16 protein-coding genes are annotated in these 20,759 nt (G+C 71.9%); 6 read left to right on the plus strand and 10 right to left on the minus strand.

Annotation, left to right across the window (positions count from 1 at the left end; all coding sequences use genetic code 11):
• Nucleotides 1-19: 19 nt before the first annotated feature.
• From E2C06_RS20730 to E2C06_RS20750, 5 genes are all read right to left on the minus strand, one after another.
• Nucleotides 20-1,021, minus strand: a complete 1,002-nt coding sequence (locus E2C06_RS20730) for an SDR family oxidoreductase (protein ID WP_133290524.1) — start codon at nt 1,019-1,021, stop codon at nt 20-22.
• Between the two features lie 79 nt (nt 1,022-1,100).
• Nucleotides 1,101-3,401 carry a xanthine dehydrogenase family protein molybdopterin-binding subunit gene (locus E2C06_RS20735; protein ID WP_133290525.1) on the minus strand — a complete coding sequence of 767 codons (2,301 nt, stop codon included), beginning with the start codon at nt 3,399-3,401 and terminating at the stop codon, nt 1,101-1,103.
• A gap of 73 nt (nt 3,402-3,474) precedes the next feature.
• Entirely contained in the window at nt 3,475-4,080 is a 606-nt protein-coding gene (locus tag E2C06_RS20740) for a 2-hydroxychromene-2-carboxylate isomerase (protein WP_133290526.1), read from the minus strand.
• Between the two features lies 1 nt (nt 4,081).
• Nucleotides 4,082-4,735, minus strand: a complete 654-nt coding sequence (locus tag E2C06_RS20745; RefSeq protein ID WP_133290527.1) for a 3-oxoacid CoA-transferase subunit B — start codon at nt 4,733-4,735, stop codon at nt 4,082-4,084.
• Entirely contained in the window at nt 4,732-5,472 is a 741-nt protein-coding gene (locus tag E2C06_RS20750) for a CoA transferase subunit A (protein ID WP_133290528.1), read from the minus strand. The genes E2C06_RS20745 and E2C06_RS20750 overlap by 4 nt, the downstream gene beginning before the upstream one ends.
• Nucleotides 5,473-5,708: 236 nt before the next feature.
• Here E2C06_RS20750 and E2C06_RS20755 point away from each other — a divergent pair, with 236 nt between their 5' ends.
• The 3 genes from E2C06_RS20755 (at nt 5,709) to E2C06_RS20765 (ending at nt 12,749) form a co-directional block, all read left to right on the plus strand.
• Nucleotides 5,709-9,113: a transglutaminase family protein gene (locus E2C06_RS20755; protein ID WP_133290529.1), complete on the plus strand. Its 3,405-nt coding sequence runs from the start codon at nt 5,709-5,711 to the stop codon at nt 9,111-9,113.
• 220 nt (nt 9,114-9,333) lie between these two features.
• Nucleotides 9,334-11,856: a circularly permuted type 2 ATP-grasp protein gene (locus E2C06_RS20760; RefSeq protein WP_165982525.1), complete on the plus strand. Its 2,523-nt coding sequence runs from the start codon at nt 9,334-9,336 to the stop codon at nt 11,854-11,856.
• Nucleotides 11,853-12,749: a transglutaminase family protein gene (locus tag E2C06_RS20765; RefSeq protein WP_133290531.1), complete on the plus strand. Its 897-nt coding sequence runs from the start codon at nt 11,853-11,855 to the stop codon at nt 12,747-12,749. The genes E2C06_RS20760 and E2C06_RS20765 overlap by 4 nt, the downstream gene beginning before the upstream one ends.
• Nucleotides 12,750-12,768: 19 nt before the next feature.
• On the opposite strand, the gene E2C06_RS20770 is transcribed toward E2C06_RS20765, so the two are convergent.
• Nucleotides 12,769-14,286 (minus strand): DHA2 family efflux MFS transporter permease subunit, encoded by a 1,518-nt coding sequence (locus E2C06_RS20770; RefSeq protein ID WP_133290532.1) that lies wholly within the window; start codon nt 14,284-14,286, stop codon nt 12,769-12,771.
• Between the two features lie 82 nt (nt 14,287-14,368).
• Between E2C06_RS20770 and E2C06_RS20775 the strand changes: the two genes are divergently transcribed.
• The 3 genes from E2C06_RS20775 (at nt 14,369) to E2C06_RS20785 (ending at nt 17,170) form a co-directional block, all read left to right on the plus strand.
• Nucleotides 14,369-14,884, plus strand: coding sequence for a MarR family winged helix-turn-helix transcriptional regulator (locus tag E2C06_RS20775; RefSeq protein ID WP_133290533.1), 516 nt, complete (start codon nt 14,369-14,371; stop codon nt 14,882-14,884).
• Entirely contained in the window at nt 14,881-15,987 is a 1,107-nt protein-coding gene (locus E2C06_RS20780) for an HlyD family secretion protein (RefSeq protein WP_133290534.1), read from the plus strand. Before E2C06_RS20775 ends, E2C06_RS20780 begins: the two co-directional genes overlap by 4 nt.
• A gap of 103 nt (nt 15,988-16,090) precedes the next feature.
• Nucleotides 16,091-17,170 (plus strand): zinc-binding metallopeptidase family protein, encoded by a 1,080-nt coding sequence (locus E2C06_RS20785; RefSeq protein ID WP_133290535.1) that lies wholly within the window; start codon nt 16,091-16,093, stop codon nt 17,168-17,170.
• A 141-nt stretch (nt 17,171-17,311) separates the two neighbouring features.
• Here the strand turns inward: E2C06_RS20785 and E2C06_RS20790 are convergent, their stop codons facing one another.
• From E2C06_RS20790 to E2C06_RS20805, 4 genes are all read right to left on the minus strand, one after another.
• Nucleotides 17,312-18,352, minus strand: a complete 1,041-nt coding sequence (locus E2C06_RS20790) for an Ldh family oxidoreductase (RefSeq protein ID WP_133290536.1) — start codon at nt 18,350-18,352, stop codon at nt 17,312-17,314.
• Between the two features lie 137 nt (nt 18,353-18,489).
• Nucleotides 18,490-19,200, minus strand: coding sequence for a pirin family protein (locus E2C06_RS20795; protein WP_133290537.1), 711 nt, complete (start codon nt 19,198-19,200; stop codon nt 18,490-18,492).
• A gap of 214 nt (nt 19,201-19,414) precedes the next feature.
• Nucleotides 19,415-19,882, minus strand: a complete 468-nt coding sequence (locus tag E2C06_RS20800) for a GNAT family N-acetyltransferase (protein WP_206664622.1) — start codon at nt 19,880-19,882, stop codon at nt 19,415-19,417.
• Entirely contained in the window at nt 19,873-20,751 is an 879-nt protein-coding gene (locus tag E2C06_RS20805) for a universal stress protein (RefSeq protein ID WP_133290538.1), read from the minus strand. The genes E2C06_RS20800 and E2C06_RS20805 overlap by 10 nt, the downstream gene beginning before the upstream one ends.
• Nucleotides 20,752-20,759 lie beyond the last annotated feature (8 nt).

The raw sequence follows: 20,759 nt of genomic DNA on the forward strand, positions 1-20,759 counted from the left end.
CGGCCCCGCCCATCCCGTGTCAGGGCTGGCCGCTGCCGCCGGCCGAGCCGTAGACCTGCCCCGTGGCGTAGCTGGCATCGGCGGCGGCAAGCTGGACATAGATCGAGCCGAGCTCGGCCGGCTGGCCCGGCCGGCCCATCGGCGTCTGCCCGCCGAAGGTCTCGAGCTTCTCCATCGTCGCGCCGCCCGAAACCTGCAGCGGCGTCCAGATCGGGCCGGGCGCCACGCCGTTGACCCGGATGCCCTTCGACGCGAGCTGCTTCGCCAGCGACTTCACGTAGTTCATCGTCGCCGCCTTGGTCTGCGCATAGTCGTAGAGCTCGGGCGACGGGTCGTAGGCCTGCTCCGAGGTCGTGCCGATGATGGCCGAGCCCGGCTGCAGATGCGGCAGCGCCGCCTTGATGATCCAGAAGGGCGCGTAGATGTTGGTCCTCATCGTCGCGTCGAAATCCTCGCTCGAGACGTCGAGGATGGAGGCCCGGGTCTGCTGCCGCGCCGCGTTGCACACCACGATGTCGAGCCCGCCGAGGCCGCGCACCGCATCCTCCACCAGGCGGCGACAGAAGGCCTCCTCGCGCAGGTCGCCGGGGATGGCCACGCCCTTCCGGCCGGCTTCCCGGATCAGGGCGATGACCTCCTGCGCGTCCGGCTCCTCGGCGGGCAGGTAGTTGATGGCGACGTCGGCGCCTTCCCGCGCATAGGCGATGGCGGCGGCCCGGCCCATGCCGGAATCGCCGCCGGTGATCAGTGCCCGGCGCCCCGTCAGCCGGCCGGAGCCGCGATAGCTGTTCTCGCCATGGTCGGGGCGCGGCTGCATCTGCCCGGCGAGCCCCGGCCAGGGCTGAGACTGCCGCTGGAAGGGCGGCTTCGGATAAGCGTCGGCCGGGTTCCGCAGCGGCTGCGCCGCCGCCGCGGGCGCTGCCGCCTGGCCCAGCGCCGGTGCCGCAGCGGCCGCCGCCAGGCCGAAGCCGGCGCCGCCGACGATCTGCCGGCGGGAGGAGTTCATGTCGTCCGTGGTCATGGGCGGTCCTTGGAAGCAGGGCCGAAGAACCGGCCCGGACCGCCGGGGTTGCCGCATGAAACGACCTGCGGCCGGGGCCTCAGCGCCCGGCGCGGGCATCCCGGATCGCCCGCCAGACCGCCTCGGCGGTGGCCGGCATCTGCAGACCGGTCACGCCGAGCGGCCGGAGCGCATCCAGCACGGCATGCATCACGGTCTGCGGAGCACCGATCGCGCCGGCCTGTCCCACCCCCTTCACGCCAAGCGGGTTGGAATGGGTCGGCGCCTCGCCGAAGGCGATGAACAAGTCAGGCAGGTCGGCCGCCCGCGGCAGGGCGTAGTCCATGAAGGACGCGGACAGCAGCTGACCCGTCTCCGGGTCGTAGGCGATGCGTTCCTGCAGCGCCTGGCCGATCCCCTGGGCGAGGCCGCCCTGCACCTGGCCGCGGGTCAGCATCGGGTTCACCAGCGAGCCGTAGTCATCCACCGCCTGGTAGCGCGCCAGGGTCACGGCGCCGGTCTCCGGGTCGATCTCCACCTCGGCGCAATGCGCGCCGGAGGGGAAGGTGACGAGGTCCGAAAGGTTCATCGCCTCGGCATCCAGGCCGAGTTCCATCCCGTCCGGCACGTCCTGCGGGTCGCGCGAGGCCTCGACCAGCGCATCCAGCGTGAAGGCCTGGCCGGTGGCGGTGCAGGTGAAGCAGCCCTCGGCGAAGTCCACCGATTCCGGCGCAACCTGCAGGAGGTGGCCGGCAAGGCGGCGGGCCTTCTCGATCACCTTGTCCAGCGCCAGCACCAGCGCGGTGCCGCCGACATGCAGCGAGCGCGCGCCGCCATGGCCGTTGCCGAAGGCGACCAGGTCGGTGTCGGCCTGCACCAGGCGGAAGCGCGATTCCTCGAGCCCCAGCCAGGCGGCGGCGATCTGGGCGAAGCTGGTCTCGAGCCCCTGGCCGTTGTTCTGCGTGCCGATGACGAGGTCAACCATGCCGTCGGCGGCGAAGCGCACCGCCGCCCATTCCTGCGGCGCGCCGCGCGAGGTCTCGAGGAAGCAGGCGATGCCGAGGCCGCGCAGCAGGCCGCGCGCCTCGCTCCCGGCCCGGCGCTGCGCGAAGCCTTCGCGGTCCAGCAGCGCCGCGAGGTCGCCGAGGTTGTCGCCGAAGCGGCCGGTATCCATCAGCATCCCCGTGGCACTTCGGTAGGGGAAGGCGCTGATGGCGTTGCGGCGGCGGATCTCGATCGCGTCGGTCCCGGTGGCGCGGGCGGCGGCCTCGACCAGGCGCTCGGTCAGGTAGTTCGCTTCCGGCTTGCCGGCACCGCGATAGGCATCGACGGGGAGGCTGTTGGTGAAGGCGCCTTCCACCTCCAGCAGGATGGCGGGAATGGCATAGACGCCGCCGATCGCGGTCGAGACCGAGTTGGTCGGCACCGCCGGCCCGAAGGCCGAGCAATAGGCGCCGAGGTCGCCGGCCATCCGGGCATGCAGCGCGAGGAAGCGGCCCTCCGCATCGAGGGCCAGCCGCGCCCTGCCCTGGAAGTCGCGGGCATGCACGGCGCCCTGGAATTCCTCCGTGTGCTCGGCGACCCAGGCGACGGAGCGGCCGAGCCGGCGGGCGGCGGCGAGCAGGGCGACGTGTTCGGGGAAGAGGAAGTTCTTCATCCCGAAGCCGCCGCCGACATCCGGGCAATGCAGGTGGAAGGCGGCTTCCTCCAGCCCGAAGACCGTGGCCAGTTGCTTGCGGATCGCGTGCACGCCCATGCCGGAGAACAGCAGGTCGAAGCGGCTGCCGTCCCAGGACGCCACGGCGCCGCGCGGCTCGATCGGCGCGGCGTGGACGCGGTGGTTGACCAGATCGAGCTCGATGGTGCGGGCGGCGGCGGCGAATCCCGCCTCCATGGCGGCGCGGTCGCCGCGTTCGAAGCGGAAGGCGCGGTTGCCCGGCGCCTCCGGCCAGATCTGCGGCGCGCCGGGGGCCAGCGCCGCGCGGCTATCGACCACGGCGGGCAGGGTCTCGTAGTCCACCAGGATCGCCTCGGCAGCGTCGCGCGCCCCGGCCGCCGTCGCCGCCACCACCAGCGCCACCGGCTCGCCGACATGCTTCACCGCGTCATGGGCCAGGGCCGGGCGGGCCGGAACAATGATCGGGCCGATGGTGGCCACCACGGCGGGACAGGGCAGCGGGCCGATGCCCTCGGCGGCGAGGTCGGCGCCGGTCAGCACCAGCGCCACGCCCGGCATGGCGCCGGCCGCGGCGGCATCGACCGAGACGATCCGCGCATGCGCGTGCGGCGAGCGCAGGACCACGCCATGCAGCGCGCCCGCGGGGATACGGTCCGCGAGGTAGCGGCCCTCACCGGTGAGGAAGCGCGCATCCTCGACGCGGCGGCGGTTCTCGCCGATCACGCCGGGCCGCCGGGGCTCTGGTGCCGCATCGCTCGCTCCTGGGCTTTCCGGGCGCGAGTGTAGCGAGCCCCCCCTACCCCTTGGCCAGCCGCTTCGCGACGAATTCCAGCCGGTCCTGGCCCCAGAAGATATCCTCGCCGACGACGTAGCTCGGCGCGCCGAAGACGCCGCGGGCCAGCGCCGCCGCGGTATCCGCCTCCCGCATCGCCGCCCAGCGCGGGTCGTCGCCGAGCGCCAGCACGGCCGCGGGGTCGAGCCCGCATTCGCCGACCAGCCCGGCCAGGACGTCGCGGTCGGCCGGATTCAGCTCGTCCTCCCAGACCGCCTTCAGCACCCGGTGGGCGAGCCGGATCGCCGGCGCGTCGCCCTCCGTCTCCCGCAGGCCGATGACGCAGGCGCTGGTCAGCGCCTCGGAGCTCGGGAAGTGTTTCGGCTGGATGGTGATCGGGATGCCCGTCGCCTCCCGCCAGCGGGCCAGTTCCTGCAGCCGGTAGGCCTGGCGCTGCGGGCTGCGCTTGGGCAGCGGCAGGCCGCCGGAGCCGGCGAAGATGGTGCCGAAATCGACCGGGAAGATGCGGAGGCTGGCACCGTGCTGCTTCGCCAGCGCCTCGATCCGCGCCGCGCCCAGATGCGTCCAGGGCGAGTTGAGGGAGGCGTAGTAGTCGATGTGCAGGGCCATTTCAGCGTCCTTCCATGAGCGGTGCGCCGGTCGCCGCGCGCGCGGCGTCCAGGCTGATCCCGGGCGCCAGTTCGATCACCGCGAAGCCCTCCCCGGTCGGCGCGAACAGGCCGTAATTCGTCGCCACCAGGGTCACCACGCCGCGCGCCGTCACCGGCAGGGAGCATTGCGGCACCAGCCGCGGCTCGCCCTTGCGGGTGGTGTGCTCGAGGATGATGAAGACCCGCTTCGCGCAGGCCGCGAGGTCCATGGCGCCGCCGATGCCGCCGCCCTTGGCGCGCCCGACCTTCCAGTTGGCGAAGTCGCCGCCGGCCGAGACCTCGTAGGCCCCCATCACCGTCACGTCGATCCGGCCGCTGCGGATGATGCCGAAGCTGTCGGCATGGTGGACGATGGCCGCGCCCGGCCGCAGCGAGACATTCTGCCCGCCGGCATTGACCAGGTGCAGGTCCTCCTCCCCCGCCGGCAGCACCGGGCCATAGCCGATGACGCCGTTCTCGGCGTGGTAGAGGATGTCGCGGTCGCCTATGTCGGTATTGCTGCAGAGCGTCGGGATGCCGACGCCGAGGTTGACGATCCAGCCGTCCTGGAATTCCCGGGCGAGCCGGTCCGCCATCTGCTGGCGATCCCAGCCCTTGATGTCCGTGGCGCTCATTTCGCGCGCTCCTGCCGGCGGACGGTCCACAACCCCTCGGGCGCCGGCGGCACCTTGACCAGGCGTTGCACGAAGATGCCGGACAGGTGCACCTGGTCGGGATCGAGCGCCCCGGCGGGCAGGATATCCTCCTCCACCTCGACGATCGTGAGCTTCGCCGCCATCGCCATCAGCGGGCAGAAATTCCGCTGCGCCAGGCGGAATTGCAGGTTGCCCGCGGCATCGGCGCGCCAGGCGCGGATAAAGGCGACGTCGCAGGGCAGCGCGTATTCCAGCAGGTATTCGCGGCCGTTGATCACGCGGGTCTCGCGCCCCTCGGCGAGTTCGGTCCCGACCGCGGCCGGGGTGTAGAAGGCCGGGATGCCGGCGCCCGCGGCGCGCAGCCGCTCGGCCAGCGTGCCCTGCGGCACCAGCTCGGCCTCGACCTCGCCGGCCTCGTAGTACTTCGTGAAGGGCAGCACGTCGGTCGGGCGCGTCGCCGCGGTGAAGCTGCAGACGACCTTCGCCACCTGCCCGGCCTCCACCAGCATGCCGATATCCGGCAGCCGCGGCTGGTGCGCCCCGCCGGTGGTATTGCCGATGCAGGTCAGCCGGCGGGCGCCCTGGTCCAGCAGCGCCTTCGTCAGGTTGTAGGGGGTGCCGGGTCCGGCGAAGCCGCCGAAGGCGATCACCGCGCCATCCGGGATATCCGCCACCGCGGCGGCGAAACCCGCCACCTGCTTGCTACGCTGCGCCATGCGCCCTTCCCCCCAGTCCCTTGGCGGGAAGCTTAGGACGCGATCGGCGCGGCTGGGAACACCGGGTCGGATCGACGCGGACGGCAATTGCCTCCACTGCTTCCTAAAGCAGGCATCTGCCCGCATTTTGGGCGCCCGACGGACGCTGGGCGCAACCCTCCATCCCCGGATCATCATGCCGCGCATGGCGCCGGTTTTGCTGTAAACCCGGCTGACTCTTCGCAGGCTTCCCGATCATGCCGCTTCACGTCGCGCTCAATCACGCTACCCGCTACCGCTACGACCGGGCGATCACGCTCGGGCCGCAGACCATCCGCCTGCGACCGGCGCCGCATGCCCGCACGCCGGTGGTCAGCTACGCGCTGAAGATCGAGCCGAAGCCGCATTTCCTCAACTGGATGCAGGACCCGCAGGGCAACCACCTCGCCCGCGTCGTCTTCCCCGACCGCGTCACGCATTTCAGCGTGGAAGTGGACCTCGTCGCCGACATGGCGACGATCAACCCCTTCGACTTCTTCCTTGAGCCCGAGGCGGAGACCTACCCCTTCGCCTACGACGCGGTGCTGGACCAGGAGCTCGCCCCCTTCCGCAAGCTGGAGGCGCCGGGGCCGCTGCTGCAGACATTCCTCGCCGAGATCCCGCGCGCCGAGACGCGCACCGTCGACTTCCTGGTCGACCTGAACCGCCGGGTGCAGGAGCGCACCGCCTATGTCGTGCGCCTGGAGCCCGGCGTCTGGACGCCGGAGGAGACGCTCGGCAACCGGCGCGGCTCCTGCCGTGACAGTGCCTGGCTGCTTGTGCAGACGCTGCGGCATCTCGGCCTCGCCGCGCGCTTCGTCTCCGGCTACCTGATCCAGCTCGTTGCCGATCAGAAGGCGCTAGTTGGCCCCTCCGGTCCGACCGAGGATTTCACCGACCTCCACGCCTGGGCCGAGGTCTACCTGCCCGGCGCCGGCTGGGTCGGGCTCGACGCCACCTCCGGCCTGATGACCGGCGAGGGGCACATCGCGCTGGCGGCGACGCCGGAGCCGGCCTCGGCCGCGGCCATCAGCGGCCTCGCGGAGAAGGCCGAGACCGAGTTCGACTTCGCCATGACGGTGACGCGCGTGCGGGAGACGCCGCGGGTCACCAAGCCGTATTCGGACCGGCAGTGGCAGGGGATCCTGGCCGGCGGCCAGGCGGTGGATGCGGCGCTCAGGGACGGCGACGTGCGGCTGACCATGGGCGGCGAGCCGACCTTCATCGCCACCGACGACATGGACGCGCCGGAATGGAACACCGCGGCGCTCGGCCCCACCAAGCGGCGCTATGCCGGGCGGCTGCTGCGCCGGCTGGTGCCGCTCTGGTCGCCCGGCGCCGCGCTGCAATACGCCATGGGCAAGCACTACCCGGGCGAGCAGCTGCCGCGCTGGGCGCTCTATGCGCATTGGCGGAAGGATGGCGAGCCGGTCTGGCAGGACCCGGCGCTGCTGGCCTCCGACGACGACACCGACGACGCGACGGCGGAGGATGCCGACCGCTTCGCCCGCATCCTGGCAGAGCGGCTGCAGCTCGACCCGGCGCTGGTCAATCCGGCCTACGAGGACATCCACTACTTCCTCTGGCGCGAGAAGCGCCTGCCGGCAAACGTCGTCGTCGACGACGCGAAGCTCAAGGACCCGCTGGAGCGGGCGCGGCTGGCCAAGGTCTTCGGCCAGGGGCTGACCGCCCAGGTCGGCTCGGTGCTGCCGATCCGCCGCGTGATCGAGGACGGTGCCCGGCGCTGGCAGTCCGGCCGCTGGTTCTTCCGCGGCGACCACATGTTCCTGGTGCCCGGCGACAGCCCGGTCGGCTTCCGCCTGCCGCTGGAAAGCCTGCCCTGGATGTCCGAGGAGGATGCGGCGCGGATCTTCGAGAGCGAGGCCGATCCCTTCGCCCCCGCCGGCCCGCTGCCGCCGCGCCAGGCCTTCGAGCGGTCCAGGCCCGGCATGCGCGGCGCCGCCGCGGGGGGCATGACGCCCGATGCCTGGCGGCTGGTCCCGCAGCAGGACCCGCGAGCGCCCGGGCGCGGCGAAGGCTTCGCCCCCGGCATGGGCGCCGAGGGCTTCCGCCCGGTGCCGCAGGACCTGCCGGTGGTCGGCCGCTCCGATCCCGGCGTGGTCCGCACCGCGATGGCGGTCGAGGCCCGCGGCGGGCTGCTGCACGTCTTCTTTCCGCCGCTGCAGGCCGCGGAGGACTGGCTCGACCTCGCCGCGGCGGTGGAGGCGACGGCGGCCGAGTGCGGCCGCAAGGTGGTGCTGGAAGGCTACCTGCCGCCGCGCGACGAGCGGATCCTGAACTTCTCCGTCACCCCCGACCCCGGCGTGATCGAGGTGAACATCCACCCCGCGACCTCCTGGCCGGAGATGGTGACGCGCACCGAGCAATTGTACGAGGAAGCCCGGCAGACCGGGCTCTCGGCCGAGAAGTTCATGCTGGATGGCCGGCATGTCGGCACCGGCGGCGGCAACCACGTGGTCATGGGCGCGGCCAGCCCGAAGGACAGCCCCTTCCTGCGCCGGCCCGACCTACTGAAGAGCATGCTCGGCTTCTGGCACAACCACCCGAGCCTCTCCTACCTGTTCAGCGGGCTGTTCATCGGCCCGACCAGCCAGCATCCGCGCGTCGACGAGGCGCGGCAGGACAGCCTGGCCGAGCTCGAGATCGCCTTTTCCCGCATCACGGCCGGGGAGGAGACGCCGCCCTGGATGGTGGACCGGCTCTTCCGCAACATCCTCGCCGACATGACCGGCAATACCCACCGGACCGAGTTCTGCATCGACAAGATGTATGCGCCGGAGAGCAGCTCCGGCCGGCTCGGCCTGGTCGAGTACCGCGCGCTGGAGATGCCCCCCCATCCGCAGATGGCGGCGGCGCAGATGCTGCTGATGCGGAGCGCGATCGCCGCCTTCTGGAAGACCCCCTATGACCGCCGCCTGGTCCGCTGGGGCACGCGGCTGCACGACGAGTTCATGCTGCCGCACTACGTCGCCCAGGACTTCGGCGACGTGCTGCGGGAGCTGGCCGATCTCGGCTTTCCGCTGGCCGAGGACTGGTTCGCCCCGCACCTCGAATTCCGCTTCCCGCTGATCGGCGAGGTGACGCTGCGCGGCGCCAGGCTGGAACTCCGGCATGCGCTCGAGCCCTGGCACGTGCTGGGCGAGGAGCCGGGCGGCGGCGGCACGGTGCGCTACGTCGACAGCAGCACCGAACGCCTGCAGGCCAAGGTCGCGGGCTGGGTGGACGAACGCTACGTGCTGGCCTGCAACGGCTACGCGGTGCCGCTGACCCGGACGGAGACGGAAGGCGAGTACGTCGCCGGCATCCGCTTCAAGGCCTGGGACCCGCCTTCCGCGCTGCACCCGACGATCCGGGCGCAGACGCCGCTGGTCTTCGACGTCTACGACCGCTGGACCGGGCGGAGCCTGGGCGGGCTGACCCACCACGTGTCCCATCCCGGCGGGCGGAACTACGAGACCCTGCCGGTCAATGCAAACGAGGCCGAGGCCCGGCGGCGCACCCGGTTCCAGCCCTTCGGCCATACCCCGGGACCGATGCCGCCGCCGCGGCCGCTGCTTGCGCGGGAATCGACGCGGTCGCTCGACCTACGGCGCGCCGGCTGAAGCGGATCGCCTGCGGGCGGAGCTGCCCGCAGGCGTGAGCCTGCCTCGTCGGCAGCCAGCCAGGGCAGCCCGCCGGCCTGAAACTCCGGCAGGGTGCTCCGGGCATATGGCGGGGCCGCGGCCCCCGCCGCGCCCGGGCGGGGCGATCACCTGCGGCGGTTGCGTCCGGCGACCCAGCCCCCTCGCCGCGGGGCGCCGATCATGGCATCACCGTCCAGGCATGACAGACTCCGCCCCGCTCGATGAAATGGTCGACGGCGCCGGCGGCTTCCGCCCGCATTGGGGCGGGCTGCTCGGCGCCCTCTCCTCGCTCGGCCGGGGCGAGCTGGCGGAACGTGCCGGGCTGCTCGACCAGCACTTCATCGAGGAAGGCGCCACCAGCCTGCTGCCGGGCGGCGCCAATATCCCGGCATGGCGCTGCGACCCGGTCCCGCTGATCCTGCCGCCGGGCGAATTCGATGCGCTCGCCGCCGGCCTCGCCCAGCGTGCCGACCTGCTCGAAGCGGTGCTGCAGGACGTCTACGGCCCGCAGCACCTGCTGGCGGAAGGCCTGCTGCCGCCGGCCCTGGTCTATGCCAACCCGGCCTTCCTGCGGTCCTGCCGCGAGGCCGCCGGGCATCGCCGGGGGCCGCTGCTGCACCTCTACTCCGCCGACCTGCTGCGCGCCCCGGACGGCCAGTGGCGGGTACTGTCGGACCGCACGGCGGGGGCCACCGGCCTCGCGCATGTGCTGGAGAACCGCCGCGCCCTGTCGCGCTACGTGCCGGAGCTGGTCCGGGCGCGCGAGCTCCGGCGGCACGGCCCCTTTTTCGACATCTGGCAGGACAGCCTGCAGCGGCTGGCGCCGCCGGCGGCGGATGGCCGCAACCCCGGCGTCGCCATGCTCACCGCCGGGCATTCCAGCCCGCATTGGTACGAGCACGTCGTCCTCTCCCGCCGGCTCTCCTGTGCCCTGGTCGAGGGCGGCGACCTGACGGTGCGGGACGGCGCGCTCTACCTGAAGACCTTGCGCGGGCTGCAGCCGGTCGACGTGCTGCTGCGCCGGGTGGACGGCCGGCAGATGGACCCGCTGGAGGGCGACCAGAGCCCGGGGCATGGCGTCGCCGGCCTGCTGGACGCGGTTCGGTCCGGCACCGTCCGCATCGTCAACGACCCCGGCGCCGGCTTCGCCGAGGCCCCGGCCCTGGCCGCCTTCCTGCCCGCGCTGGCCCAGCGCCTGCTGGGCGAGCCGCTGCGCCTCGCCGGCGCCCGCACCCTCTGGCTGGGCGACCCGGCGGCGCGCGCCATCGTCGGCGCCGATCTCGACCGCTGGATGGTGCGCCGCGCGGTGGACGGCACGGTACGCTCCATCACCGCCGCCGCCCTGCCCGACGCGGCGCGGGCCGAGCTGGCCCAGCGCATCCTGGCCGCGCCCGAGGAATACGCCGTCTCCGCCCGCATGCCGGCCTCGGTCGCGCCCTGCTCGGGGCCGCGGGGGCTGGAGCCGCGGCCGGTGATCCTGCGGCTCTTCCTGGTGCATGACGGCCGCGGCTGGCAGGCGCTGCAGGGCGGGCTTGCGCGCGCCTTCCCGGCGCCCGACCCGGGCACTGGCGCCCGCCCGGCGATGGGCTTCAGCAAGGATGTCTGGGTCCCTTTCGAGGACATGGCCGAGGTCCAGGGGCCGCAGCAGCTGAGCATCCCATCGCTGCCGATCCGCCGCGGCACCGGCGACCTGCCGAGCCGCGTCGCCGACAACTTCTTCTGGCTGGGACGCTACCTCGAAAGGCTGGAAAGCGCCGCGCGGCTGCTGCGCGCCAGTGCCGCCCGCCTCGCCACCACCAGCCCGAGCCCGCGCGAGCTGGCCGAGCTGAAGAGCCTCGCCGCCTGCCTGGTGCGGGCCGGGCTGCTGGACGCCGAGACGGCGCGGGAGATCGGCACCATCCCGGTGACCCGCGCCCTGCTGCGGGCGGTGCGGGAGCGGGGCCGGATTCAGTCCCTGCTGAACCAAGTCGCCCGCCTCGCCGGGCTGCTGCGCGACCGGCTGACCGGGGAGATGCACCTGGCGCTGAACCGCGGCCTGCGGCAGCTGGCGGAAGAGTTCGACGCCGTGCCGCTCGGCCGCGACGAGGCACATGGGTTGGAAGCGCTGGGCCATGCCAGCGCCGGCGTGCTGGGCTTCGCCGCCACCGTCGCGGGCCTTGCCGCCGAGAACATGGTACGCGGCGGAGGCAGGCTCTTCCTCGACCTCGGCCGGCGGGTGGAGCGCGCCCAGGCGATCGTCGCCGAGCTGACCCGGGCGCTGGAACAGCCGGGTGCCGCCAGCCAGCCGGCGAAGCTGGAGCCGGGGCTGCGGCTGGCGCTCGAGCTGCGCGACTCGGTCATCACCTACCGCAGCCGGTACCTTACCGTGCTGCAGGCGGCGCCGGTGCTCGACCTGGTGCTGGCCGACGAAGGCAATCCGCGCGGCCTCGCCTTCCAGCTGGCGGCGGCGCGCGACATGCTGGTGGACCTGGAGGGCAAGCCCGGGTCACCCTTGGAGCAGATGGCCGAATCCCTGATCGAGGAAGCGGGCGCGATGGTGCGGCAGGTGGCGGAGGCACCGTCCCAGGCCGAGGCAGCGGTCCGGCTGCGGCCGCGGCTGGTGGCGATGGAAGACGCGGTCGCCACGCTCTCCGACGGCATCACCCGGCGCTGGTTCGCGCTGCTGCCGGCCTCCCACAGCCTGGGCCCCGCCCCGGCGATCTGGCTGCGCGGCGCGGCGTGATCTACCGGGTCCGCCATACCACCCGCTACGCCTATGGCAGCACGGTGGACCTCGCCGCGCATATGCTGCACCTGCGGCCGCGTGACCTGCCCTACCAGCGGGTAGTCTCGGCGGCGATCTCGACGCTGCCGGAGGCCTCGCGCCGGCAGGACCGGCTGGATCATTTCGGCAATGCGGTGACCTGGCTGTTCATCGACGCGCCGCACGACGCTTTCGAAGTGACGGCCGAGGCGGAGGTCGAGGTCGGCTACCCGGCCCCGCCGCCGGCGGAGGCGACGCTGCCCTGGGAACGGGTGGCGGCGCTGGCGCGCGCCGGTGGGCCGGGCGCCTGGCAGGCGGCGGAATTCCGCTTTGACAGCCCGATGTGCCCAGGTGTTCCGGCGGCCGGCGCCTATGCCGCCGAGAGCTTCCCGGCGGGACGGCCGGTGCTGGCCGGGCTGCTCGAGCTCAACCACCGGATCCGCGCCGATTTCCGCTTCCGTGCCGGCGTCACCGACCTGCATACCCCGGTCGCCGAGATCCTCCGGCGGCGAGAGGGGGTCTGCCAGGACTTCACCAACCTGATGATCAGCGGCCTGCGGTCGATCGGCCTGCCGGCGCGCTACATGTCCGGCTATATCCGCACCCGCCCGCCGCCCGGCCAGCCGCGCCGGCGCGGCGCCGACCAGAGCCATGCCTGGGTCGGCGCCTGGCTCGGCCCCGAGGACGGCTGGGTGGAACTCGACCCGACCAACGACGTGCTGGTGCGGGACGAGCACGTGGTGCTGGGCTGGGGCCGCGACTACGGCGACATCAGCCCGGTGCGCGGGGTGATGCTGGGCGGCGGCGACCACGGCCTGGAGATCGGGGTGGACCTGGAGCCGGTGGGCGAGGACGCCGCGGCGGGCGGCTGAACCGCAGCCGCCACCCAGCCTATCCCGCCGCCCGCGGCTTCCCCCTGGCCAGCAGCACGAAGCCGATGGCGATCGCCGAAGCCGCCATGTAGAGGCCGAAGGCATTGAGGTAGCCGATCATCGCCGCCTGGCGGTCGATCTCCTTCGACAGCCGCGCCAGGCCCTGCAGCGTCTCCAGGCTCCAGCCGCCCATCAGGTTCGGCACCGAGAGCGCCCGGTTGTAGGGCGAAACCAGCTCGGTCATCCGGCTGTAGTTCATGGTGGTGGAGCGCACGATCTCGGTCACGCTCAGCGAGATGAAGAGGCTCGACCCCAGGTTCCGCAGAAGGTGGAACAGCGACATCGCCTCGGCGGTCCAGCGGCTGTCGAGGGTGCGAAAGGTCAGCACCGTCAACGGCACCCAGATGATCCCGACCGCGATCCCCTGCAGCACCGCGTTCAGCAGCAGCGTGTCGACATCGACGTTGAGGTCGAGGCTCATCAGCCAGAGTCCCGAGACCACCAGCAGGCCGAAGCCGATGGTCATGCCGAGCCGCGGGTCCCAGCGGCCGATCAGCAGGGTGCTGCCGAAGCCGATGACGCCGCCGATGCCGCGATAGCCGACGATCTGGCCGATGATGCTGTCGGGATAGCCGGCATAGGATTGCAGCAGGGTCGGCAGCAGCACGATCGGGGTAAAGTTGACCATCCCGTAGATCAGCACGAGCACCAGGCCGAGCGCATAGTTGCGGTCGAGCAGCAGCCGCAGGTTCAGGAAGGGCCGGTCCGTCGTCAGCGAATGCGCCAGGAAGACGTAGAAGGCGAGCGCGGCGATGCCGATCTCGGCGATGATCTCCGAGCTCTCCAGCCAGTCCAGCCGCTGCCCGCGGGAGAAGACCAGCTGCAGGCAGGCGATGGCGGTGGCGAGCGCGAGGAATCCCGTCCAGTCCATCGGCACCCGCTGGCCCGGCCGGTCCGCCGGCAGGATGACGGCGACGGCGGCCGCGGCCAGGGCACCCGCTGGGACGATCATGTAGAAAGCCCAGCGCCAGTTGTAGGTTTCGGCCAGCATGCCGCCGAAGACCGGGCCGATCACCGGCCCCAGCACGACGGTCATGCCGAAGATCGAACTGACCAGGCCGGCCTGCCGCCGGGGAAAGCTGTCCAGCACGATCGCATTGGCCAGCGGCACCACCGGCGCCCCGATGCCGCCCTGCAGGATGCGCCAGAGCACCAGCGCCTCGAGGCTCTCGGCCTGGCCGCAGAGCCAGGTCGCCACGGTCGAGCCAATGACGGCGGTGAGCAGCACCCGCTTGCGGCCGAAGCGGGCGGCGAGGAAGCCGCTGGTCGGGGTGGCGATGGCGGTCGCCAGGATGTTGAAGGTGGTGGTCCAGGCGATCTCGTCCGGCGTCGCCGCCATGCTGCCCTGCATCTGCGGCAGCAGGGTCGATGCCACCAGCAGCGTGGTGGCGTAGAGCGTCGAGCACAGCACCACCGCGGCCAGGATCAGCACCCGGCGGGCGACGGACAGCTCCGGGCTCTCGGCCGTGTCGGACATTTTCGGGTGGGACCGCCTCGTAACCTTGACGAAAGTGTGCCGGGCGATGATGACTTAGGCAACAAACGAGGGCGAGCCTCCGATGCCGCGTCCAGCCCCCGCCCTGCCCGCGCCTGCCCCGCCGGAGGACCGGCGCCATATCGGCTTCCTCATCGCCGACGTGGCGCGGTTGATGCGGTCCTCCTTCGACCGGAGGGTGAGGCGGATGGGGCTGACCCGGGCGCAATGGCTGGTGCTCAGCCGGCTGGACCGCCACCCCGGCATCAGCCAGTCCGAACTGGCCGAGATGCTGGAAGTCGAGCGCGCCACCGCCGGGCGGATGATCGACCGGATGGAGCGGCGCCGCTGGCTGACCCGCCGCCCCGACCCGGCCGACCGCCGCATCAACCGGCTTTTCCTCACCGCCGAGGCCAGGGCGGTGCAGGACGAGATGGGGCTGATCGCCGAGGGGCTGCTCGACGACGCCCTGGCCTCGCTCGACGAGGGCGAGCGCGAGGCGCTCAGCGATCTGATGGAGCGGGTGAAAGCCCAGCTCATCGGCATGGGCGCCCGCCGGCCGGAGGGGCGGGCCGAGGCGCGGCCCGGGGCGGCGCCATGACCGCCGCCCCGCCGGCCAGGCGCCTGCTGCGCGCCGTGCTGCTGCTCGGCGTGCCGCTGCTGGCGCTCGCCGGCACCGCGCTGATCTGGCAGCGCGGCGGCCGCTACGTCACCACCGAGAATGCCTATGTGAAGGCCGACATCGTCCAGGTCGCGCCCGAGGTCGCCGGCCGGATCCTGGAGGTCGCGGTGCGCGACCACAGCCGCGTCGCCGCCGGCGACGTGCTGCTGCGGCTGGACCCGGAGCCCTTCCGCCTGGCGGTCGAGAAGGCGGAGGCCGAGCTCGACGCCGCCCGCACCCTGGTCGAGACCGCCCGCGCGACCTACCGCGAGACCCAGAGCGAGCTCGGCGAGTTGCAGGCCCGGGCCGAGTACCTGGCGCGCCAGGCCCGCCGTCAGCAGGACCTGCACGCCCGCGGCGTCGCCGCGCCGAGCAAGATGGAGGAGACGCAGAACGATGCCGACGTGGCGCGCGAGCGGATCAACGTGGTCCGCCAGCGCCTGGTGCGGCTGCTGACCACGCTGAAGGGCAATCCCGACCTGCCGACCGACGAGCACCCGACGGTGCGGGAGCGGGTCACCGAGCGCGACCAGGCGCTGCTCGACCTGCGGCGTACCACCATCGCAGCGCCGGTCGGCGGCACCATCGTCAACATGCGGCTGCAGCGGGGCGAGCAGGTGAAGGCGGCGACGCCGGTCTTCGCCCTGGTCTCCGAGCGCCGGCCCTGGGTGGAGGCGAACCTGAAGGAGACGACGCTCACCCATATCGTGCCGGGGCAGACGGTGGACGTGGTGCTCGATTTGTACCCGGAGGTGACCTGGGTAGGCGTGGTCGAGAGCATCAGCCCGGCGACCGGGGCGGAGTTCGCCATCCTGCCGCCGCAGAATGCGTCCGGGAACTGGGTGAAGGTGGTGCAGCGGCTGCCGGTGAAAATCCAGCTGCAGCCCTTCCCGGGGGAGCCGCCGCTGCGCGCCGGCATCACCGCGACGGTCGCCATCGACACCGGCCGGCAGCGGCGGCTGGAGGACATCGCCACGGCGGTCGCCGGCTGGCTCCGGGGCAGCGCGAGTGCCGCGGACCGGCCGGCCGTCGCCAGCAAGTAGCCCCGGCCCGGCAACAAGCCTTCGCACTTGCGAAACCAAGCGGGTTTTCGCGCGTCCTCCCGTTGCCCGCGACCTGCCGCCGGGCAAGTCCCGGAGGCCCCGCATGAAACTTTTCCGCTGCCAGCACTGCGATCAGGTGCTGTACTTCGAGAACACCAAGTGCGAGCGCTGCGGCCATCGCCTCGGCTTCCTGCCGGAGGTCACCCGGCTCTCGGCCGTGGAGCCTGGCGAGGGCAACGAATGGCAGCCGCTGGCCAAGCCCGACCAGCGCCGGCTGTTCTGCACCAATGCGCAATACGACGCCTGCAATTGGCTGGTGCCGGAAGGCACGACGGATGCCTATTGTGCGGCCTGCCGGCACAACCGCACCGTGCCCGACCTGACCGTCACGGCCAACCTGATCCCCTGGCGCAAGATCCAGGATGCCGAGCGGCGGCTGGTCTATGCCCTGCTCCGGCTCGGCCTGCCGCTGCAGGACCGCATCGAGGACCCGCGGCACGGCCTTACCTTCGACGTGCTGGCCGACCCGCCGGAGGGCGGCACGTCCCGCGTCATGACCGGGCACGACGAGGGGCTGATCACCATCGCCCTGGTCGAAGCGGACGATGCCGAGCGAGAGAAGCGCCGCACCGCGATGGGCGAGCCCTACCGCACCCTGCTCGGGCATTTCCGGCACGAGAGCGGGCACCACTACTGGGACCTGCTGGTGCGCGACGGCGGACGGCTCGAGGCCTGCCGCGCCGTCTTCGGCGACGACAGCCAGGACTACAACGCGGCGCTGCAGCGCCACTACCAGTCCGGCCCGCCGGCCGACTGGCAGGCGCATTTCGTCAGCGCCTATGCGACGACCCATCCTTGGGAAGATTTCGCCGAGACCTGGGCGCACTACCTGCACATCATCGACACGCTGGAGATGGCCGATGCCTTCGGGCTGCAGGTCTCGCCCAAGGTGGCGAAGACCGACGACCTTGATGCCGCGATCGATTTCGACCCCTATGCGCAGGAGTCGATCCAGCCGCTGGTGGAGGCCTGGCTGCCGCTGACCTTCGCGGTGAACAGCCTGAACCGCTGCATGGGCGCGCCGGACCTCTATCCCTTCGTGCTGTCGCCGCCGGCGATCGAGAAGCTGGACTTCGTGCATCGGATGGTGCGCGAGGTCAGCCGGGACCGGGCGAAGCCGTAAGAAGGAAAGGCTGGGGAGAAAGTATTCTCCCCAGACCCCTCATCTATTTCTGTGAGCCGGCACTCGACGCGCGGCGGCAGCCGACTCAAAGAAAGGAAGGGTGGGGTTCGGGGAGGGAATACTTTTCCTCCCCGACCTTGCCTAGGCCGGCATCGCCACGCCGCCCGCCGCGGCCAGCTCGCCGAGCTTTCTCCAGGTCGCGTCCTCGATCTCGATGCCCGCGGCGCCGCGCGCCTGCTCCGCCCGGTGCTCCACCTCGCCCGGATAGAGCACGCCCTGACTGCCTTTGGCCGGCGGGGTGTCCTTCAGGTAGTGGGCGAAATCGGCGACCTCGCGGCGGAAGGTCAGCAGCGGCCGGAAGGCCTCGACCTTGATGGCGATCAGGAAGCAGCCGTCGTTGTGGCGCCCGCTGGGCTCCACGCCGAAGCCGAGGCCGGTGAGGATGCCGCAGAAGATCTCCCCCATCGCCGCCAGGGCGGTGCCCTTGTAGCCCTCCGTCCCGCCCAGCGGCATCAGCGCGCCGCCCTTGATCTTCGCAGGATCGGTGGTCAGGTCGCCATCCTTGTCGACCACCCAGCCCAGCGGGATCTCCTGCCCGCGCGCCTCGGCCAGCTTGATCTTGCCCATCGCCACGGCCGATGTGGCGAAGTCCATGCAGAAGGGCCCGTCGAGGTCGGAGGGCACGGCAATGGCCCAGGGATTGGTGCCGAGCCGCGCCTCCCGCCCGCCGAATGGGGCGACGCCCTTGGGGGAACGGCCGCTATCGGCCCAGGCCATGCCGATCATCCCCGCCTTCGCCGCCATCAGCGGGTAGCTCGCCAGCCTTCCGACATGGCCCTGGCGAAAGACTGTGGTGGCCGCGATGTTGCTGGCCTGCGCCTTTTCGATCGTCAGCGCCATCGCCTGTTCGTTGACGACGTAGCCGAAGCCCCAATTGCCGTCGACGACGGTGGTGGTCGGGCTTTCCTGGATGATGGTAAGGGGTGCGCCGGGGACGATATGCCCGGCCTTCACCCGCTCGATGTAGTTGGGCAGCATGATCATGCCATGGCTGTCGTGGCCGGCCAGGTTGGCATTGACCACGTGCCGCGCGACGGTCGCCGCCTCGCTCTCCGGCACGCCGTTGGCGACCAGCAGCGCGCGGCCGAGCTCGCGCAGCTTCTCGGCCTGGATCTTCGGCATGGTGTCCTCCCGCGGTTTGGTGGGAGGCAGCGTCGCGCCAAAACCGCGCGCAAGAAAGAGGGTGCCAAGATCGCGCGCAAGAAACGGGGCGCCAAAGCGGCGCATGGAAAAGGGGGCGGTCACCCGCCCCCTTCCCGCTACTCCTTGGCGACCTCGACCAGCACCAGCTCGGCATCCTCGCTGGCGGTGATCTCGATCACCGGCTCATCGACGATGCCGGCACCGTCGCGGGCGCCCAGCGCCTGCCCGTTCACCGTCACCGCCCCCTTGGCCGGCACCAGGTAGGCGGCGCGGCCCTCGGCGAGCGGCTGGCGCAGGGTCTGGCCGGCTTTCAGCGTCGTCGCCAGCACCGCGCCGTTGACGTTCAGCGGCAGCGCGCCGGTCCCGGCATCCTGCTCGCGGCCGCTGGCCAGCACCTCGAACCCCGCCTCGCGGGTCGCCTTGGGGAAGGTCTTGGCGCCCCAGTTCGGCTTCACGCCGCGGCGGTCGGGGATGATCCAGATCTGGAAGATCTTGGTCGTCTCCGGCTCCAGGTTGTACTCGCTGTGAACCACCCCGGTGCCGGCCGACATGATCTGCACGTCGCCAGCCTCGGTCCGGCCAGTATTGCCCAGGCTGTCCTTGTGGGTGATCGCGCCTTCCCGGACATAGGTGATGATCTCCATGTCGCGGTGCGGATGCGGGTCGAAGCCGGTGCCGGCGGCGATCTCGTCGTCGTTCCAGACGCGCAGGCGGCCCCAGTTCATCCGAGCGTCGTCATGGTAGCTGGCGAAGGAGAAGTGGTGTTTCGCCTTCAACCAGCCGTGGTTGGCGCCACCGAGGGTCTTGAAGGGGCGGACATCGATCATTCTATCCCCATGCCGGACGGGTTTGTCGTCCGTTGGGGCGGAAGATGGTCCAGCCCGCCGTGCTTCGCCATGGGCCGGGGGTGATCGTCATCATCAGGGACGGCTATGGCGCCGGAAGCCCGATCCGGAAGCGCAAGCCAGGCCGGCTGCCGAATTCCGGGCCGGTGGTGAAGCGCGCCACCAGCACGCCGCCGTTCGCGGTGATCACGGCGATTTATGCGGCGTTGTCCGGCTCCGCCGCGACCTCGACCCAAGGCAGGCCGAGCGGCGCCACCTCCCGCAGCAGCAGGCCGAGCGCACGGGTCGCCTGCCCTTCCCGCCGCCGCCAGGGCACCACGCCATAGCCGAGATGGCCGATCACATGGGCGGGCAGCGCCGGCGTGCCGGGCTGCCAGCGAAAGCCGATCGCGCCGCAGAAGCCATCCGCCCAGATCCAGCGATGGAAGCCGGGCAGGCGCAGCACCTGGCTGCCATCCGGCAGGATGATCGGACCGCCCCGCGCTTCCCGGTCATCCAGGCCGCCGAGGAAGCCGGCCGTAGCGCACGCGATCCTCTCCAGCTGCTCCAGCCGCGCCGACTCGCCGCGGACATTGTCCGGGGACCAGCCGCGGCGGAGCGCCGCCTCGTACTCCGCCAGGTGCTCCGCGGCGGGCCGGACCAGCGTGGTGGGGGCTAGCGGCACATCAGGACGGGCATGTCGCTGTTTTCCAGGATGTGCCGCGTCACGCCACCCAGGATCAGCTGCCGCAGCCGGGAATGGCTATAGGCGCCCATGCAGAGCAGGTCGGCGCGGAAGTCGCGCGCCGCGCCCAGCAGCCCGGCGCCGACATCCTTGGTCAGCGGCTTGAACAGCTTCGGCTCGGCCTCGATCTCGTGCCAGCGCAGGTAGCTGCGGATGCCGTCCACCGTCGGGCCGCGCCGCTGGTATTCGTCGGCGTACAGCAACTGGACCGAATTCGCCCGGTGGAGCCAGGGCAGCGCCGCGGCGATGGCGGCGGCGCTCTCGGCCGAGCCGTTCCAGGCGCAGCAGACCCGGGTGCCGATGGTCGCCGGCGCCTCGCGCGGGGCGATCAGCACCGGCCGGCCGGAATCGAACAGCACGGCATGCAGCGCGTCGGAGGAGGAGACGTCCTCGTCCGCCTCCGGATGCGGCACCACCGCCATGTCGTACAGCCGGGACTGCTGCGCGACGACGTCCTCCTCGCGGCCGGCGATGCTCTCGAAGGACAGGGTCGGGCCGTCGGTCTTCAGCGCGGTCTCGGCGCTGTTGGCCAGCGCCACGCCGCCGGCATGGCCGGTGAAGCGCTCGAACAGCGCGCGGACGCGGTTGGCGCGCTCACCGCTCTCGCGCTCGGTCGCCGCCATCATCTCCTCGATCATGGCGCCCGAAAGGCCCTCGCCGGCCAGCGGCGCCACGTCCCGCGCATCCACCCGGACATGCAGGCAATGCACATGGGCATTCCAGATGCGCGCCACGCTCAGCGCGGTGGCAAGCGCGGCTTCCCCGGCAGCGGTGCCGGTCAGCGGCAGAAGCAGGCGACGGTAGGCCATGGCGCATC

The organism is Dankookia rubra (assembly GCF_004355005.1).
In the GTDB taxonomy this organism is placed as follows: domain Bacteria; phylum Pseudomonadota; class Alphaproteobacteria; order Acetobacterales; family Acetobacteraceae; genus Paracraurococcus; species Paracraurococcus ruber_A.

Bases quoted from the DNA above. Each gene is read 5' to 3' on its own strand.
- E2C06_RS20785 (WP_133290535.1), top strand. From the start codon at position 16,091: ATGAAACTTTTCCGCTGCCAGCACTGCGATCAGGTGCTGTACTTCGAG.
- E2C06_RS20760 (WP_165982525.1), top strand. From the start codon at position 9,334: ATGACAGACTCCGCCCCGCTCGATGAAATGGTCGACGGCGCCGGCGGC.
- E2C06_RS20775 (WP_133290533.1), top strand. From the start codon at position 14,369: ATGCCGCGTCCAGCCCCCGCCCTGCCCGCGCCTGCCCCGCCGGAGGAC.
- E2C06_RS20790 (WP_133290536.1), bottom strand. From the start codon at position 18,352: ATGCCGAAGATCCAGGCCGAGAAGCTGCGCGAGCTCGGCCGCGCGCTG.
- E2C06_RS20805 (WP_133290538.1), bottom strand. From the start codon at position 20,751: ATGGCCTACCGTCGCCTGCTTCTGCCGCTGACCGGCACCGCTGCCGGG.
- E2C06_RS20740 (WP_133290526.1), bottom strand. From the start codon at position 4,080: ATGGCCCTGCACATCGACTACTACGCCTCCCTCAACTCGCCCTGGACG.
- E2C06_RS20745 (WP_133290527.1), bottom strand. From the start codon at position 4,735: ATGAGCGCCACGGACATCAAGGGCTGGGATCGCCAGCAGATGGCGGAC.
- E2C06_RS20795 (WP_133290537.1), bottom strand. From the start codon at position 19,200: ATGATCGATGTCCGCCCCTTCAAGACCCTCGGTGGCGCCAACCACGGC.
- E2C06_RS20730 (WP_133290524.1), bottom strand. From the start codon at position 1,021: ATGACCACGGACGACATGAACTCCTCCCGCCGGCAGATCGTCGGCGGC.
- E2C06_RS20770 (WP_133290532.1), bottom strand. From the start codon at position 14,286: ATGTCCGACACGGCCGAGAGCCCGGAGCTGTCCGTCGCCCGCCGGGTG.
- E2C06_RS20755 (WP_133290529.1), top strand. From the start codon at position 5,709: ATGCCGCTTCACGTCGCGCTCAATCACGCTACCCGCTACCGCTACGAC.
- E2C06_RS20750 (WP_133290528.1), bottom strand. From the start codon at position 5,472: ATGGCGCAGCGTAGCAAGCAGGTGGCGGGTTTCGCCGCCGCGGTGGCG.
- E2C06_RS20780 (WP_133290534.1), top strand. From the start codon at position 14,881: ATGACCGCCGCCCCGCCGGCCAGGCGCCTGCTGCGCGCCGTGCTGCTG.